We start from the raw sequence: 16,960 nt of genomic DNA, 5'->3' as shown, positions 1-16,960 counted from the left end.
CCGGTCACGAACCGGCGGTGAGGAGCACCTTCAACGCACCGGTTTCGCCGGCGCGAGAGAACACGTCGTAGGCCTGTTCGAACTCGTCGAGCGCGAACCGGTGCGTGATCATCGGCGACGTGTCGAGCTGACCACTGCTCACGAGACCGATCAGTGTGGGCGTCGAGTAGGTGTCGACCAGGCCGGTGGTGATCGTCAGGTTCTTGATCCAGATGTCCTCGAGGTGCAGGGTCGCAGGTTTGCCGTGCACGCCGATGTTCGCGACGTGTCCGCACGGCCGAGCGAGCGCGACCGCCTGTTCGAACGTCTCCGGATAGCCGACGGCCTCCATCGTGACGTCTGCGCCGAGACCGCCAGTGAGATCGCGAACGACCGTCGCGACGTCGTCGCGACCGCTGTTGACCACGATGTTCGCCCCGAATGCCTTCGCCGCGTCGAGCCGGCTGTCGGCGAGGTCGACGGCGACGATGCGGCTCGGACTGAACAGTCGTGCGGCGAGGATCGCAGCGAGCCCGATGGGGCCGGCTCCGATGACGACGACGACGTCGGCCGGTCGAAGACAGCCGTTGAGTACGCCGACCTCGTAGGAGGTGGGCAGAATGTCGGCGAGCATGAGCATCTGCTCGTCGCTCACGCCGTCGGGAATGCGGTGGGTCGAACTGTCGGCGTACGGAACTCGGACCAATTCGGCCTGGGTGCCGTCGATCAGGTGCCCGAGGATCCAGCCGCCGCCTCCGAGGCACTGCCCGTACCGGCTCTCGCGACAGAAGCGGCACGTACCGCACGCGGTGATACACGAGACGAGCACTCGGTCGCCGGGAGCGAGTGTCTGCACTCCGTCCCCCACCTCGACCACGGTGCCGACGGCCTCGTGGCCGAGGATCCGGCCGTCGGTCACCTCGGGCACATCCCCCCCGAGGATGTGCAGGTCGGTGCCGCAGATGGTGACCGCGTCGACCCGCACCACCGCGTCGGTACTGTCCTGGATGGTTGCGTCGGGAACGTCCTCCCAGGATCGCTTCCCCGGCCCGTGGAACACCAGTGCCTTCATGATCTGACCTCCGTACACGGATTCGGCCCTGTTCCAAGGATGACATGAGGGACACTGCGATCGGAATCGTTCGGAGGGGGTGAAAAATTCACCTCGACAGCGGGACATGTCCGGATTCGTGACACCACCACAGAGTCCCCTGCTCTTTCGGGGACCACCGATCCCGAAAGCAGACGATCGATGAAGACACTCGCAACCTCACTCGTGGCGGTGGTCGTACTGGCCGTCTCGGCGTGCAGTTCCGACACCACCGAGCCCGAATCCGCGACGCCCCCTGCCTCCTCCGAGGAGGCCGGGCCCGAGTATGTGGCGGAGGTGGAATCGACCGTCGACCGGTTGATGCGCGACAACGCCATTCCCGGCGCGGTGATACAGATCAGCTCCCCCGACCGCGGTGACTGGACCGGCACGTTCGGCACGTCCACCCTCGACACCGACGATCCGATCTCCGCCGACGATCATTTCCGGATCGGGAGCAACACGAAGACGATGACCGTCACCGCCATCCTGCAATTGGTGCAGGAAGGTCGCGTGTCGCTCGAGGACCCGATCTCGAAGTACATCGACGGTGTCCCGAACGGCGACACCATCACCATCGCGCAGCTCGCCGAGATGCGGAGCGGCCTGTACAGCTACACCTTCGACCCGGAGTTCAATGCGACACTGGACCGCGAACCCGAGAAGGTGTGGACGCAGGAGGAGTTGCTGCAGATCGCGTTCTCTCGGCCCGTGAACTTCCCGCCCGGGGAACAGTTCGAATACAGCAACACCAATACGGTGCTGCTCGGGCTCGTCATCGAGGAACTGACGGGCATGCCGGTGGCGGATGCGTTCGACGAGCGCATTTTCGCTCCACTCGAACTCGGGAACACCTCGTTCCCGGCGATCGAGGATTCCTCGATCCCGGATCCGCATCCGCGGGGCTACATGTTCGGCACCAACGTCTCCACCATCGATACCTTCGAATTGCCGGACGACCAGCAGGCCGCAGCGCTCGCCGGAACACTGAAGCCGAATGACGTGACCGACGACAATCCCTCCTGGGCGTGGACCGCGGGCGCCGCGATCTCCACCGTCGACGACATGACCACCTATGTGAAGGCACTGGTCGGCGGCGGTCTGCTCGATGAGCAGATGCAGAATACCCGGCTCGACAGCGTGCAGTCGGTGGGCGGGGGAACCGCCGGATACGGACTCGGCATGGCGCAGTTCGGTCCCCTGCTCGGGCACGACGGTCAGCTTCCCGGCTTCATGACCTTCATGGGACACGACCCCGACACCGACCTGACGATCGTCATCGCCACGAATCTGTCGACGGTGCCCTCGGGTGAAGGTTCGGCGCTGACCCTCGTCAAGGGCATCCTGCCGATCTTCTACGGCTCCGATTATCAGGCGCCGAGCGATCCGGCACGCGCTCCCGGAGCGGAGGAAAGCACTCCCGTGCCGACGCCGGGAGGCTGATCGTACCGGCGTCCGGTGGGCGAGCACGGCCGCGTCACGTGGTTGTCCACAGGCATTCGTGTTCTCCACAGACCGAGGCGATCGGAGTGCGACGGCCCCGGATCGGGTCCGGCCGTGCCCGATGATCGGTCCATGACCCGACAGGTGTGGACGAGGGCGATGCTCGCCGAGGCCGGCATATCGGATCGTGCGGTGCGCACACGACTCCGGCACGGCGAGCTCGTCAGGATCGCTCGCGGCACGTACATGACACGAGAGGACGTCGACGCCCTCGGCCCCGTGGGAGTTCACCTCGCCTGGGCACGCCTCGTCGGCTCTCGTCTCGACGCCGACGAGGCGCTCAGTCATGTGACGGCCGCGGTCGTCCACGGCCTCGACGTGTGGGACGCGCCGCTGGGACGGATCCACGTCACGCGCCCACCGACGCGCAGCTGCCGGGTGAGCGACGACCTGCACATCCACACCTCCGACCTGGACGGCGACGTAGTCGACGTGGACGGTCTGCGCGTCACGTCGCTCGCTCGTACCGTCGTCGACGTCGCACGCACGCTGTCGCGTCCGCGTGCTCTCGTCATCGGCGATTCGGCGTTGCGTGCGGATCCGACGGCGCATCTCGACCTGCCCCGGATCCTTGCTGCATGTCGAGGTAGGACCGGGATCGTCGCGGCGGAGTCGGTCGCGCGCCTCGTCGACGGCCGGAGCGAGAGTGTCGGGGAGTCGCTGTCGCGGCTGCACATGATCGAGGCCGGTCTACCGATGCCCGACCTGCAGCACGAGATCGTCGTTCGTGACGGACGCCGGTACCGCGTGGACTTCTTGTGGCGCGAACTCGGCATCGTCGGCGAGTTCGATGGTGCCGGAAAGTACACCGAGCGCCACGATCTGCTCGCTGAGAAGGAGCGCGAGGATGCGCTACGGGATCTCGGGCTGGAGGTGATCCGCTGGAACTGGGCGGAGCTGTCGCGATTCCACGTCGTCGTCGATCGGTTCGAGCGCGCACGTCGTCGGCAGCAGGCACGTCGGGCTGCTCTGGAGCGCGAAACGGTCATCGGCGCGCGCTACAACCCGCTCCGATGACCGCTTCGCGCTCCGCTATACCGTCTTCAGACCGAGCGAGTCGCGCAGGGTCGAGCCGGGATATTCGGTCCGGAACAGGCCGCGACGCTGCAGTTCCGGGACGACGAGGTCGACGAAGTCGTCGAGGGAATCCGGATAGGCGGGGCACATCAGATTGAAGCCGTCGCAGGCGCCCGCGGCGAACCATTCCTCGATGCTGTCGGCGACGGATTCGGGAGTACCGATCATCGTCGCGTGACCACCACCCGCGGCAAGGTATCCGAGCAGTTCACGCAAGGTGGGGCGGCGGGTCTCGATGATGCGCTGCACCGTCGCGTAGCGCCCCTGCGGCCCGGTGAACTCCTCAATGGGTGGCAGGTCGTCGACGGGAGCGTCGAGGTCGTGGCCGGTGTATTCCTGACCCGTGAACACGCCGAGCTGGGTGATGGCAGCATCGACGTCGAGGAGCGCATCGAGTTCCGCCTTCTTCGCCCACGCCTCCTCCTCGCTGCGACCGACGTAGGTGACGAGTCCGGGCAGGATGGCGACCGTACCGGGATCCCTGCCGGCCGCGGCGATCCGCGCGCGCAGGTCGGTGGCGTACTCGATCGCCGCGGTCATGTCCCACGCGACGGAGTAGACGGCCTCGGCGTGGCGGGCCGCCAGGTTGCGCCCGGTCTCCGACGCCCCCGCCTGGAACAGCACGGGTCGGCCTTGCGGGCACCGCGGCACGGTCAGGGGACCGTCGACGCGGAAGTGCTTGCCCCGGTGATGGATCGGACGGATCGCGGAGGAGTCCAGGAACCTGCCACCCGACCGGTCGACGAGAACACCGCCGTCATCCCAGGAATCCCACAGCGCACAGAGCACCTCGATGAACTCCTCGGCCCGCGCGTACCGTTCGGCGTGCGGTGGCAGGGAGTCGAATCCGTGGTTGCGGGCTTCCTCGTCGAACATCGAGGTGACGATGTTCGCGCCCACCCGTCCCCCGCTGATGTGGTCGAGCGAGGCGAGCATCCGCGCGGCGTGGAAGGGCGTGAAGAAACTCGCGGAGACGGTGGTGACGAGACCGATGCGCTCGGTCGCGCGCGCCATGGCCGCCAGTGCAGTGAGCGGTTCGAGGAACCAGGTGGTGCCCGCTGTGTACTTCGGGTTGACGCTGTGACCGTCGGCGAAGAACACCGCGTCGAGACATCCGCGTTCGGCGGTGCGTGCGAGTTCCTCGAAATACGTGATGTCGCCGATGCGTTCGGCCGCGGAGTCGGGATGCCGCCATGCCGACGAGTGGTGCCCGACGCCGTAGAGGAAGGCGTTGAGGTGGAGGGTGCGTGGTCCGGGCATCAGTTCATCACCAGTCCCCCGTCGACCACCAGGTTCTGTCCGGTGACGGCCCGCGACCAGTCGGATGAGAAGAACAGCACCGCGGCCGCGAAATCCTCGGGGGTGGTGACCTTCCGGAGCGGCGTCGACGACGCGATGAGGTCGAACACCGCTTCGGGGGTCGCCGACGATGCGTCGGTCGTGCGCAGCAGACCGCCGGAGACCATGTTGACGCGGATCCCGTCGGGGCCGAGGTCGGCGGCGAAGGTGCGGGTCAGCGACAGCAGCGCGGCCTTGGCGGCGGTGTAGTCGTGGTACGGGACCACCGGATGCTGGAACAGATTGGTGCCGATGTTGACGATGCTGCCGCCACCGGCCTCGCGCATGCCCGGCAGCGCTGCCTGGATGATGTTGACCGCGCCGCCGACGACGCCGTCGAACTGGGCTCCGAACCGGTCGTATCCGATCTCGTCGGCCTTGGGCCGGGCGTCGCCGTTGAAGGAGAAGTCGGGCAGGGCGTTGTTGACGACCGTGGTGACGGGACGCCCGAAGTGCTCGCGGGCCCGCGCGAACAGCGCTTCGACCTCGGCGCGGTCGGTGACATCGGCCTTCAGAGCGACGGCCCGCTCGGGTCCGATCTTGTCGGCCAGTTCGTGAGCGCCCTCGCCGCTGCGCCGGTAATCGAGGACGACGGCGGCTCCTTCGTCGGCGAACGCCTGCGCGATTCTGTGGCCGAGGCCGCGCCCGGCACCGGTGACGAGGACGACCTGGTTCTGCAATGACATCTTCTGTGCCTTCCCTGTGTGGTGAAGGGTGCGTGAGGGCGACAGACCTGTGGCCCGGCGCCGGCTCGGCATCCCTTCGCTCGCATAATCGAGATCAGGTTCGGCGGGTGTTCTCTCAGCCGTGTCCGGCACCCCGTGTCGAGTCCTGCGCACAGGTTACACCTCGGGATCTCGACCCCGTCGAGACCGTCGGCGTCGGCATTCATCGGATCGTCACATCACCGACCCGGGAGCTTAGCTCAGATCGGCGTTAAAATGAGCCTTTCCTGTCCCGACCCGCGAAAGGAGATTCCGACGCACACGCCGGCCCCCCACGACGCTCCCTACGTCTCCGTTTCCCAGCAGGTCGGAGACGCTCCGCCGCTCGGCCGTGCCACCGTCCGCGGCCCCGCGAGGCACGAGGAAGTGGTGTGGTTCGAGGATCGCTACGCCATCCCGATCACCACCACAACGCCCGACGAGGCTCGGATCGAGGACGTACTGCTCCTGCGCCGCGTCCTCGACCGGGCGCACATCGACTACCTGCTCGTCCGCGACGACGGCGACCGCCCGATCCTGGCGATCGACCGTGCCGACCGGAAGAGGCTGCGTGCCGCGCTCGCCGAGGGATGCGCCGACGAGCCGTTCTACTCGAAGGCTGTCGGCTCCAAGCGACGCCCGGTTCCGGTGTCGGACGGACGGCTCTCACGCGACAGGAAGGACCGCGTGTTCCGGCTGTTCCGCCCGCGCGTCGAACTGACCAGCGGGATGCGGTACGGCGCGTCGAACGGAGTCGACATCGAACTGTGGACCTACACCGACGACGAGGTGATCATGCCTCGCCCGAACGCCCTCACCCGCACGATCGCCCTGCGCGACGAGATGCGCCGGACGACGGTCGAGCGGTACGGACAACTGTGGCCCACGATCGAGGGCATGTTCGACCGCCACCCCGGCGACATCCCGTTCGAGATCGACCTCGTGTTCTCGTGGGTGGACGGGTCGTCGAAGTCGTTCCAGGCCGCGCGCGCGAAACTGATGCAGAACTACGTCGTCGGCGAAGGTGACGACTCGCCGGCGCGCTACCGGCAGATCAACGAACTCAAGTACGCCCTGCGTTCGGTCCACATGTACGCGCCGTGGGTGCGGCGGATCTTCGTCGCCACCGACTCGCCGCGACCGGCGTGGCTCGCCGACGATCCGCGTGTGACGTTCGTGCGGAGCGAGGAGTTCTTCGCCGACCCGTCGGCGCTGCCCACCTACAACTCGATGGCGGTCGAGTCGCAACTGCACCACATCCCGGGGCTGTCCGAGCACTTCCTGTACTCGAACGACGACATGTTCTTCGGTCGCCGGGTGAGCCCGAGCCTGTTCTTCTCCGGCGGGGGTGTCAGCAAGTTCATCGAGTGCGACGTGCGGATCGGGCTGGGTCGGAACGACCCGTCGCGCAGCGGATTCGAGAACTCCGCCCGCATGAACCGCAAGCTCCTGCAGGATCGCTTCGGGGTCACCATCACTCGGCATCTCGAACACACCCCGGTCCCGTTGCGCAGGTCGATCATGGCGGAGATGGAACGCGAGTTCGGGGACGAGTTCGCTGCGACGGCGGCGAGCCCGTTCCGGGCGGCCGACAACATCTCGGTGACGAACTCCTTCTACCACTACTACACGCTGCTGACCGGCCGCGCGGTGCAGCAGACCACGGCGAAGGTGGAGTACGTCGACACCACTGTGAAGTCCGGTCTGCGACATCTGGACACGATCCTGGCGCGCCGCAATCTCGACCTGTTCTGCCTCAACGACGGCAGCACGCCCGAGGTCGACCTGGAGCTGCGCACCGCGAAGGTCACGCAGTTCCTGGAGCGGTACTACCCGATCCCGGCACCCTGGGAGACCGGCCACCCGGGCCGACCGGACGTCGGTTAGATCCGAACGGTGAGGTCGGGGTTCTCGGGGATGCGGATGCCGGCTTCGGCCAGACGCCGCGCCGCGTCCTCGGCCGTGTGGGGCTGCCCGGCGGTGGCGTAACTTCCGCTGGGCACCACGGAGTGCACGATCGTGTCGGGATAGACGTGCACGAGGTTGAAACCCTGCGCGCCGTCGTGCCCGCGCTGCGAACCGACCGGGACGTTCAGGTCCTGCGTGTAGCAGGTCGACGAGGCGACGGACACCGGGATGCCCGCGAACGTGGCCGAGGTCGAGTAGTGCAGGTGACCGCCGAGGATGGCGCGGACATCGGTGCCGCGCAGCACTTCGGCGAGACCGGCCTGGTCGCGCAGTTCGACGAGGACAGCCATGTCGAACACGCTCGGCACGGGCGGATGATGCAGTGCGAGAACGGTACCGAACGGGACGGGTGTCGAGAGTTCGTCGGCGAGCCAGGCGAGCTGGTCGTCGGTCACCTCACCGTGGTGATGGCCCGGGACCGAGGTGTCGAGGCTGACGATCCGAAGTCCGCCCACGGTGTGGACGGCGTCGATCGGTGCGCCGAGAGGCGCTTCGTCGAGCAGCTCTTCACGGAAGGTCGCGCGGTCGTCGTGGTTGCCCATCGCCCACACGATCGCGGCGTCGAGCGCTGCGGCCAGTGGTTCGACGAGTCCGCGGAGCTTGCGGTAGGCGTCGGGCTGGCCGCGATCGGCGAGGTCGCCGGTGAACACCAGGGCGTCGGGTCGGACCCGGGAGGCACGGATGTCGTCGAGGATCAGGCCGAGGCGGGTGTCGGCGTCGACGGTGCCGTAGAGGAGTTCGTCTCCACCGACGAGGTGGGTGTCGGTGAGGTGGAGCAGCGTGTGCGAAGGTCTGGGGTATTCGGCAATTCGTTCAGGGGCCGGAGAACTGCCCATGATTTCTCACTTCCATTCGCCCGTTTCGGGGCACTTCGTCGCTTTCAACGGTAGCGAGTGTATTTCTACGGCTCCACGACTTCCGGCTCACATAGAGACCCCGAACCTGCGGCGAACAGTCCGTTACTACGTGGTGACCTGCGGAAACGAACAATCCGACCTTCATCGGTGATCTGAATCACAATTCTGATCGACAGGAGCACCGGTACCCAGCGCATCCCGCAGCACGGTGTCGATCTCGTCGCTCGGGTACATCGGGAGGGTGTGAGGGGTACCGGCGGTGAGGGTGCCATCCGAGCAGATCGTCGAGCAGGGAATCCACGAAGAGCTGGTGCGTCGCAGCGGCCGCTATGCGCGGTTCTGGGAGACGTCGGTCGGGGTGGCTTCATCGATCCGCGCACAGTGAGCGAACACGGATACTCGGCAGAACCTCGCCCGCCGAACCGTACTTCACCCCGCCTATAGCACGGGCGAAGTACGGTTCGGCGGGCGAACTGCTGTAGGGCACGGGTTCTCCACAGCGGAAGTATTCATCCACAGAATGCGCCTGTGGACTTTCTGCGGCGCTTCGGCACCCGCACGGGCTGCGACGATCGACTCATGGGCGATCCACCTATACTCACGACCGCGACACTGACGGAATCCGGCATGTCCGACAACGACATCCGCAGAGCAACCAGGGCCGGAGACCTCGTCCGCCTCGGACGCGGTATGTTCTTGCACCGATCGGACGTCGAGGCGCTCGGCGAGGTCGGGGTGCACCGGGTCCGGGCACGGCATCTCGGTCGGCAACTCTCCGCAGGATCGGTCCTGAGCCACGTCTCTGCGGCGTCCCTTCATGGGCTGGATCTGTGGAAGGCCTCGCTCGAACACGTACACGTCTCCAGGCCACCGCACCGGCACGGGCGGATGACGTCGCAGATCCATGTGCACCCGACCGAAGTCGGTGACGACGTCGTTCTCCTCGACGGCCTGCCGGTGACATCGGTCGCCCGGACGGTCGTCGACCTCGCCCGGACGTTGCCGAAAGATCAGGCCGTCGTCGTGGGTGACTCGGCTCTGCGACTGTATCCGGACGCCGCGGCGGACTTGCTCCGGGTGCTCGCCGGATCCGGACACAGGCACGGTCTCGCGAAGGCCCGCGCCGTCGTTCCGTTCCTGGACGGTCGGAGCGAGAGTGCAGGAGAGTCGCTGTCGCGTCTACGTATTGCGGAGGCGGGCCTCCCGCGGCCGATCCTCCAGTACGAGATCGTGGGTGGAAACGGTCGACGCTATCGCGTCGACTTCTTCTGGGAGAACGGCATCGTCGGAGAGTTCGACGGACGGATCAAGTATTCCGCTCCGCGCGACGTGTTCGACGAGAAGCTCCGGCAGGACGCGATCCGCGACGCGGGCTACGAGGTGGTGCGCTGGACCTGGGCGGAACTCGAGCGGTTCGACGTCGTGGCGGAGAGACTGCGGCAAGCTGCGCGTCGTGCTGCGAAGCTGACGCGGTGAACCGGGGCTCGCCCCGCGTGTTGCGGTGGCGAACCCCGGTTCGGCGCGCGAACTACACCGCAGCCGGCTGCTTCACGGGGACTACGACGGGCTCCGGCGCCGTGATCGCGGGAACCGGGCTGCGCACCAGCGCCACGGTCACGTACGCGACCAGCGAGACGAGGAAGCCGATGAAGGTCGTCCAGCCGTCGACGCTCGAGGTGACCAGAGAGTTCGGGATGTACAGCAGGGTGTTGTCGACGCCGTAGATCGTCGGGGTGAGGACGAAGAAGCCGGCGCGCACCGTGATACCGGCGATCGCTGCGGCAGCCACAGCGCGACCGTCACCGCGCGACCAGAACAGTCCGAGGATGAACGGCACTACCAGCGAGGCGAGCAGCAGGTCGAAGGTGAGGGTGAGCAGGATGCCGGTCTGCGGGACCCGCAGCGCGACGAGGGCACCGAAGGCAGCCATCGGCAGCATGAGCAGGCGGGTGGCCTTCATGACGTCCGACGACATCGCGGCGTTCTCGCCGCCTACGCGGAAGACGTTGCGCACCAGAACCGTCGCGGTGGACAGCAGCACACCACTGATCGTGGTCAGCGAAGCCGTCACCAGACCGGAGAGCACAAGGATCGACAACCACTGCGGCGTGTACTCGCCCAGCAGAACGTAGAGGATCGGGGCGTCGGCTGCGCTGTCACCGACGATCGACACGGCAGCAAGGGCCACGAAGGACAGCGGCACACACAGGACGAGAATGCCGGTCGCCGCAGAGAAGCAGGCGCGCTGCGCAGCGATCGGGGACTTGGCGGAGAACACGCGCTGCATCAGGTCGATCGCGACGAGGTTGCCGAGACCGAGAGCGACGATGGTGGCCCAGTTGACCGCGGCCCCCTGCGCCGGATCGGTGAGCTGTCCGAGATCGCCGATGCCGAGGCCGTCCCCGTGTGTGAAGCCGGGTCCGAAGGCCGTCCACACGAGGAGCGAGACGATGCCGACGGCCATGATCGCGAACTGGACCATGCCGGTGTAGACGCTGGCGAACATGCCGCCGGCCACCGTGTAGGCGAGCACGAACGGGATGATCACCAGCACCGCCGCCGTGTAGTTCAGGCCGAGGAAGTACTGGAGCAGGTAGCCCAGGGCGACGAGGTTGCCGGCGAGGAGGATGCCGAAGCTGCCGACCGTGAGCACGGACGCGGTGATCTCGGTGCCGCGGCCGAAGCGGCGGGCGAAGAACTCGGGCAGGGTCACGACGCCCGTCGCGCGTAGGCGCTTCGCGAAGAACAGTCCGACGAGCAGCACGCTCGATGCGACACCCAGCGGCATCGCCGCACCCGCCCAGAATCCGAATCCGGCCGCGAGGTCGGCGGAACCGAGGGTCGCGTTGGAATCGATGACCTGCGACATGAGCAGGACGGCAAGGACAGGGGCACCGAGCGAGCGACCTGCGAGAAGAAAGTTCCCGGCCTGTCCGCGGACCTTGCGGGTGGAGTAGAAGCCGGCCCCGAGGAGAACGACGAGGCACACGGCGACACCGGTGATGATCATGGCTGCTCCGTATGGAGAGGGTCAGACGGCAGGAGCGCTGCGTTGGGCTTCGCGTCCGAGCGAGTAGAGGGGGCGTGCATTGTCGGGAAGGGTGATCTCGCCCGCGGCGAGCCGCTTGCGGAGATAGGTGAAGCTCTGGGCCGTCTGGGCGAACAGGTGCTCGCCGGCAGTGACTCCGCCGTAGCGCGGTCCGTCGGCGTCGACGAACCTCTCCAGCGGGTCGACCCGGGTGTCGTGATCGACGTTGAAGAACAAGGGGAACGAGTAACGTTCCTCGGCAACCTTACGCACCCGATGTGACGTCGCTGTAAATACTCCGTTGGTCCAGATCTCCAGCAGGTCACCGATATTCAGGACGAAGGCATCCTCGCGGTAGGGCACGTCGATCCAGTCGCCGTCGGCGTTGAGGACCTCGAGTCCCGGTGCCGTGGGGAGCAGAAGAGTGAACACCTCGTAGTCGGTGTGGGCACCGATGCCGGGACGGTCCGAGGCGTCGGGATCGTAGGGATAGTGGATCATTCGAAGCTGAGCAGGTGGCGTGGTCACATAGCGGTCGAACCGATCCGCCGCCTCGCCGAGTGCTTCGGCAAAGGCACGCAACAACACACGTCCCAGAGCGAAGACGGATTCGTAGTACGCATTCACGGGCTCGTCGAAGTCCGGCAGGTCGGGCCACTGGTTCGGGCCGAGCAGCGGGTTGCCGGCGAGATATTCGGGATGATCGGACGGAAGGTCGATCGACAGGTCGAATGCTTCCTTGTGGTCCGGTGTGGCTCCGGCGAACACTTCCTCACCGGGCGGCACGTAGCCGCGGTGGTTGGTGGAATTGCCGATGTACACATCCATTTTCGCGTCGTCGGGAAGAGCGAAGAAGCGTTCGGCCGCGTCCTTCAATCCGCCGACGAGGATGGGGTCGACTCCGTGTCCGACGATCTGCGCGAAGCCGACTTCTCGCGCGGCGCGCCCGAGTTCGGCGACGACGGCGTCGCGTCCGGTTTCGTCGCCGGACACCAGCGCATGCACATCGACGATGGGAATACTCGTGAACGTCATGTGTCACTCCTCGGGGTCGGGTGGACGGAACGCCACCGACGGGTGATGGACGTTCCGTCGAATGTTGTGTCTCGGGTGCGGATCTCGTGACCGAAGACGGGGTGGAGATTGCGCCCGCTTCGGTACGGGAGGGTCGATGCGGAGATGGTCCACCGGCTGTCTTCGATGCGACCCACCGCGATCTCGCAGTCCAGCAACGCTCGGGCATCCGACACCGTCGCTGCGCCGAGGATCTGTTCGACGAGGGGTTCGGATCCGATCGCATGATCGCGACTCCGCCCGAATGCGAAGCACTCTCCGACCCGCACGAGCACTGCGGTCGCTCCGGTCTCGACGTCCTCGAGTAGGTACTCCTCGATGTCGGGCGAGACATCCGTGATGCGCCAGTGCTCGGTGTACTCCTCGAACACACCGTGTTCGACGAGGGTGTCGGTGTCGAGGGCCCCCAGGGTGCCGGCGTCGGGTGTCGGTCCGAGCGGGTGGAACGACACGGCCCGTTCCCATTCGACATGGTTGCTGCTGTCGAGCAGTCGGCCGGCGAATCCGTCCTGGCTCGCGAGAGCGACGAGGTCGTCGATCTCCATCTCGGCGAGAGTAGAGGCCGTCACCGTCGGCAGTGTCGCCGGTCGTCGCAGGTCGCAGTACAACCGCTCACCCTGCAGCCACGTGACGCGGGTGGTGGTGTCCGGGATTGCTCCCGGCCGAGCCAACAGTGTTCGCTCGAACCGGGTTCCCACCGGACGGATCCGTTCGGCGGCCGTCATACGCCGTCGGCCTTCCACCGCGCGCGTTCCTGGCCGAAGGCGACGGACTGCGTCGCCTGGAACCCGCTGATCGAAGCAGCGTTGTCCGCGAGGAACTTCCGGTGCTCGGTCAGGGAGAATGTGCCGTCGGTGATCTCCACTCCCCCACCGCGACCCGCAGCGAGATCCGCTCGCAGATCGAGCAGTTCGTCGGGATCGACGGGGTACCACGAGATGCGGTCGAAGAAGCGCAGCAGCCACGGGGTGCCGTCCTCGAACGGGCCGGCCGGCTGCGGGTGCCGGTGGTTCCACACCTGGGTGGTGCGGCCGACGAACTGGTAGCCGCCGGGGCCTTCCATGCCGTAGATGCACAGGTAGGCGCCGCCGATGCCGACGGCGTTCTCGGGGGTCCAGGTGCGCGCGGGGTTGTACTTGGTGGTGACGAGACGGTGCCGCGGGTCGAGCGGCGTCGCGACCGGGGCGCCGAGGTAGACGTCGCCGAGGCCGAGGACCATGTAGTCGGCGGCGAAGACCGTGTCGAAGACGTCGGCGACGGTGTCGAGGCCGTTCATGCGGCGGATGAACTCGATGTTCCACGGGCACCACGGGGCGTCGGAGCGCACGCCGTGCATGTAGCGCTGGATGGCCTCGCGGGTCGCCGGGTCGTCCCAGGACAGCGGGAGTCGTACCTGCCGGCTGGGGACTTCGAGTTCGTCGCTGTCGCCGATGGTGTCCTCGACCTCGCCGAGCAGGCCGAGCAGGGTCGGCACGGGCAGGACGTCGGGGTCGACCTTGACCTGCAGCGACCGGATTCCCGGGGTGAGTTCGAGCAGACCTGCAGGACGGTCGGCCTCGAGGCGCTGGTGCAGCGCGTGCACGCGGGCCCGCAGCGCCAGGTCGAGGGTCATGTCGCCGTACTCGATGAGGACGTTGTCGTCGCCGCTACGGCGGTAGGTGACGGCGGTGTGGCCGTCACGGCGGGTGAGCACTCCGTCGTCACCGTCGCCACCGGCCGAGGTGACCAGCGACAGTCCGGCGCGACGCGCGACGCCGAGTTCGCGGCGGGACGCGGTGTGCTGCGACTTCACGGGCACGAACCGGACCGTGTTGCCGGGAGCGAGTTGGCCGAGCTTCCAACGGTCGGCGGCCACGACGGTCACCGGGCACACGAACCCGCCGAGGCTGGGACCGTCGGGGCCGAGCAGGATCGGGGTGTCGCCGGTGAAGTCGAGTGCGCCGACGGAGTAGGCGTTGTCGTGGATGTTCGACGGGTGCAGGCCCGCCTCGCCACCGTCGGTGCGCGCCCATTCGGGCTTGGGGCCGATGAGCCGCACGCCGGTGCGGTCGGAGTTGAAGTGCACCTCGTAGTCGGTGGCGTAGAGGGCATCGATGTCGGCACGGGTGAAGAATTCCGGTGCGCCGTGCGGACCTTCGGTGACCGCGATCTCCCAGCGCGTGCTCAGTGCGGGCACGTGCTCGGACGGGACCGGGGCGCTCGCGCCGGGAGCGTTCTCCCCGACGACGAGGACGTCACCCTCGCGCAGTGTGCGCCCCTCGTGACCGCCGAACGTTCCGAGCGTGAAGGTCGCTGCGCTGCCCAGGAATTCGGGAACGTCGAGACCACCGCGAATGAGGACGTAGACGCGCAACCCCGGCCCGGAGACAGCTCCGACGTCGAGCAGGCCGCCCGCCGGGACGGTGACCGGGCGCCACTGCGGGACGGCGGCCCCGTCGACGCGCACGGTGACGGGCGCACCCGTCACGCACACCTCGGTTTCCTCCGTGAACCGCAGGGCAGGGCCGGCCATGGCGGTCTCGAGACCGGGGGTGCCCTCGTCGTTGCCGAGCGCGACGTTGCCGAGGCGGAACGACAGGTCGTCCATCGGGCCCGAGGGTGGCACACCGATCTGCCAGTAACCGGTGCGTCCGGGATAGTCCTGGACGGTCGTGAGCATTCCGGGACGTTCGACGGTGATCTTCGTGGTCATGACTACCTCATTCCCCGCGGGTGACGATCATGCGGACCGGCGTGGGGTCGAAGCCGTTGCACGGGTTGTTGATCTGAGGGCAGTTGGAGACGAGGACGAGCACGTCGCGCTCGGCGCGGATTGCGAGTCGCTTGCCGGGTGCGGACAGGCCGTCGACGATGCCGAGGGTGCCGTCGGCCTCGACCGGCACGTTCATGAAGAAGTTGATGTTGGAGACGAGGTCGCGCTTGCCCAGTCCCCACTTGGCGCCTTCGATGAGGAAGTTCTCGACGCAGGCGTGCTGGTGCTTGGTGTGGTGCCCGTAGCGGAGGGTGTTGGACTCCTGCGAGCAGGCACCGCCGACGGTGTCGTGGTTGCCCACCTCGTCGGCGACGAGCGTCATCAGCGGCTCACCGTCGGCGTCGCGTAACACCGAACCGGTGGAGAGGAAGAGGTTCTGCTGGGCGGCCACGGTGGCAGCGGCACTGTAGCGGCGGGTGTGGTCGGCGGCGTCGTAGACGAGGGTGTCGACCGCCTGGTTGCCGTGCAGGTCGACGATGGTGAGTACGTCGCCGGCGGCGACGACGGCCGACCACGGGCCGCGGAGTCCGACGATCTCGTCGAGGACGACGCGGCCGGGAACGAGGGCGAGGTCTGCGGTGTCGGCGGTGATGGTCATCGGTGGATCTCCGTTTCGGACGTGGCGGCGGCCCAAGCGTCGTCGGTGTTGAGCACGGCGCGCTGGCACTCGGGGTCGGTGTTCGGCAGCGAGTTCAGTTCGCCGGGTGCTCGCCAGGCGAGGACTTCGAGGCTGCCGGTGGTGAACTCGGGATTCGGATCGAGCGGGTGTGCGGTGTTGGCGATCAGGGCGATCACCGGCAGGTGGATCAGCAGGTCGACGCCGGCACCGGGACCGGCGTTGCCGGTGCTGACGAGGCTGCCGTCCTCCTCGACGCGGACACCGTGGAAGAAGGACAGTGAGGGCGGCAGGTCGCGCGGTTGCAGGTCGTGCTTGGCGGCGGCGACGGTGAACAGTTCGCGACCCGCAGGAGAGCTCGAATGGAGCGATCCCTCACCGTATTTCGCAGTGTTCCCCGCGACGTGGGTGGTGCCGCACAGCGCGTCGTGGCGTCCGGAGGTGTCGGCGACGATCGTGGCGAGGACGCGGCCCTGATCGGAGAGCAGTGGGTGCCCGACACCGAGATAGGCCTGCCACGGCACCTTCACCGTGTCGGCGACGTTGAGCCGCTCGTGCGGGGCGTCGGCGCGGAACAGGAGGATGTTGGCGCAGGCGGTGCCGTGGACGTCCCGCAGGCGCAGGCGGGTGCCGCGGGCGAGGACCTTGCTGGTGTAGCGGCCACCGGGGACGGTCTCGGCCCAGGTCATCGACGCTGCGCGACCGCTGGGCGGAGCAGGCCACGACGATGCCGGGACGATCGGCATGGCGTCGGTGACGGTTCCTGCCTGCGCTCGGGCATGGGCACGAGCAGCGTGCGTGGTGGCGGTCGCGAGGGTCTCGGTCATGGTGCTCCGATCGGCGGTCCGGGGAAACTGTCGATCGACAGTTTTCCCATCGCGCATCTTCGGGGAATGTCCATGGCGTAACGAGTCCGTGACGCGTGTTTCGTACGTGTGACGAAAACTTCACGCACGAAGACGGTGGCGCTGCAG

The 16,960-nt window shown here is 67.2% G+C and carries 15 protein-coding genes and 1 riboswitch; of the genes, 5 read left to right on the top strand and 10 right to left on the bottom strand.

All coding sequences use genetic code 11. The annotated features are described in order from the left end of the window. Positions 1-4: 4 nt before the first annotated feature. Entirely contained in the window at positions 5-1,051 is a 1,047-nt protein-coding gene (locus ACQR3U_RS07845) for a zinc-dependent alcohol dehydrogenase family protein (RefSeq protein ID WP_230810134.1), read from the bottom strand. 180 nt (positions 1,052-1,231) lie between these two features. Between ACQR3U_RS07845 and ACQR3U_RS07840 the strand changes: the two genes are divergently transcribed. Continuing rightward, complete coding sequence (locus ACQR3U_RS07840) at positions 1,232-2,512, top strand: serine hydrolase domain-containing protein (protein ID WP_019288146.1); 1,281 nt, start codon at positions 1,232-1,234, stop codon at positions 2,510-2,512. Positions 2,513-2,644: 132 nt separating this feature from the next. Continuing rightward, positions 2,645-3,589: a type IV toxin-antitoxin system AbiEi family antitoxin domain-containing protein gene (locus tag ACQR3U_RS07835; protein WP_230810133.1), complete on the top strand. Its 945-nt coding sequence runs from the start codon at positions 2,645-2,647 to the stop codon at positions 3,587-3,589. Between the two features lie 15 nt (positions 3,590-3,604). Here the strand turns inward: ACQR3U_RS07835 and ACQR3U_RS07830 are convergent, their stop codons facing one another. Then, complete coding sequence (locus ACQR3U_RS07830; RefSeq protein ID WP_230810132.1) at positions 3,605-4,909, bottom strand: LLM class flavin-dependent oxidoreductase; 1,305 nt, start codon at positions 4,907-4,909, stop codon at positions 3,605-3,607. Beyond that, positions 4,909-5,673 (bottom strand): 3-oxoacyl-ACP reductase, encoded by a 765-nt coding sequence (locus ACQR3U_RS07825; RefSeq protein WP_230810131.1) that lies wholly within the window; start codon positions 5,671-5,673, stop codon positions 4,909-4,911. Before ACQR3U_RS07825 ends, ACQR3U_RS07830 begins: the two co-directional genes overlap by 1 nt. A 54-nt stretch (positions 5,674-5,727) precedes the next feature. Continuing rightward, a riboswitch (TPP riboswitch) is annotated at positions 5,728-5,819 on the bottom strand. A gap of 262 nt (positions 5,820-6,081) precedes the next feature. Here ACQR3U_RS07825 and ACQR3U_RS07820 point away from each other — a divergent pair. Then, the gene (locus ACQR3U_RS07820) at positions 6,082-7,578 is read left to right on the top strand and encodes a stealth family protein (RefSeq protein WP_230810130.1); all 1,497 of its coding nucleotides are present in this window, start codon (positions 6,082-6,084) and stop codon (positions 7,576-7,578) included. On the opposite strand, the gene ACQR3U_RS07815 is transcribed toward ACQR3U_RS07820, so the two are convergent. Beyond that, the gene (locus ACQR3U_RS07815) at positions 7,575-8,495 is read right to left on the bottom strand and encodes a phosphodiesterase (protein WP_019288141.1); all 921 of its coding nucleotides are present in this window, start codon (positions 8,493-8,495) and stop codon (positions 7,575-7,577) included. The two genes, ACQR3U_RS07820 and ACQR3U_RS07815, sit on opposite strands and share 4 nt — an antisense overlap. Before the next feature lie 280 nt (positions 8,496-8,775). On the opposite strand from ACQR3U_RS07815, the gene ACQR3U_RS07810 reads away from it, so the two are divergent. Together ACQR3U_RS07810 and ACQR3U_RS07805 are read left to right on the top strand one after the other, a co-directional pair. Next, positions 8,776-8,901, top strand: a complete 126-nt coding sequence (locus tag ACQR3U_RS07810) for a hypothetical protein (RefSeq protein WP_269065428.1) — start codon at positions 8,776-8,778, stop codon at positions 8,899-8,901. A gap of 194 nt (positions 8,902-9,095) precedes the next feature. Further along, complete coding sequence (locus tag ACQR3U_RS07805; RefSeq protein WP_230810129.1) at positions 9,096-9,992, top strand: type IV toxin-antitoxin system AbiEi family antitoxin domain-containing protein; 897 nt, start codon at positions 9,096-9,098, stop codon at positions 9,990-9,992. 52 nt (positions 9,993-10,044) lie between these two features. Here ACQR3U_RS07805 and ACQR3U_RS07800 read toward each other — a convergent pair whose 3' ends face one another. The 6 genes from ACQR3U_RS07800 to ACQR3U_RS07775 are packed head-to-tail and all read right to left on the bottom strand — an operon-like array spanning position 10,045 to position 16,813. Then, positions 10,045-11,526 (bottom strand): sodium:solute symporter family protein, encoded by a 1,482-nt coding sequence (locus ACQR3U_RS07800; protein WP_006550409.1) that lies wholly within the window; start codon positions 11,524-11,526, stop codon positions 10,045-10,047. 21 nt (positions 11,527-11,547) lie between these two features. Further along, positions 11,548-12,579, bottom strand: coding sequence for an isopenicillin N synthase family dioxygenase (locus tag ACQR3U_RS07795; RefSeq protein ID WP_006550408.1), 1,032 nt, complete (start codon positions 12,577-12,579; stop codon positions 11,548-11,550). Further along, a complete protein-coding gene (locus ACQR3U_RS07790) occupies positions 12,576-13,343 on the bottom strand; it encodes a hypothetical protein (protein ID WP_064851414.1) in 768 nt (255 codons plus the stop codon). Before ACQR3U_RS07790 ends, ACQR3U_RS07795 begins: the two co-directional genes overlap by 4 nt. Further along, positions 13,340-15,310, bottom strand: coding sequence for a 5-oxoprolinase/urea amidolyase family protein (locus ACQR3U_RS07785; protein WP_006550406.1), 1,971 nt, complete (start codon positions 15,308-15,310; stop codon positions 13,340-13,342). The genes ACQR3U_RS07790 and ACQR3U_RS07785 overlap by 4 nt, the downstream gene beginning before the upstream one ends. A gap of 7 nt (positions 15,311-15,317) precedes the next feature. Next, positions 15,318-15,968, bottom strand: a complete 651-nt coding sequence (locus ACQR3U_RS07780) for an urea amidolyase associated protein UAAP2 (RefSeq protein ID WP_019288136.1) — start codon at positions 15,966-15,968, stop codon at positions 15,318-15,320. Continuing rightward, positions 15,965-16,813: an urea amidolyase associated protein UAAP1 gene (locus tag ACQR3U_RS07775; protein ID WP_006550404.1), complete on the bottom strand. Its 849-nt coding sequence runs from the start codon at positions 16,811-16,813 to the stop codon at positions 15,965-15,967. The genes ACQR3U_RS07780 and ACQR3U_RS07775 overlap by 4 nt, the downstream gene beginning before the upstream one ends. Positions 16,814-16,960 lie beyond the last annotated feature (147 nt).

This window comes from Rhodococcus sp. IEGM1339, from assembly GCF_050321925.1.
Lineage (GTDB): Bacteria > Actinomycetota > Actinomycetes > Mycobacteriales > Mycobacteriaceae > Rhodococcus > Rhodococcus pyridinivorans.
Note: the sequence above shows the minus strand (reverse complement) of the source record. Positions and strands in the feature narration are given on the sequence as shown.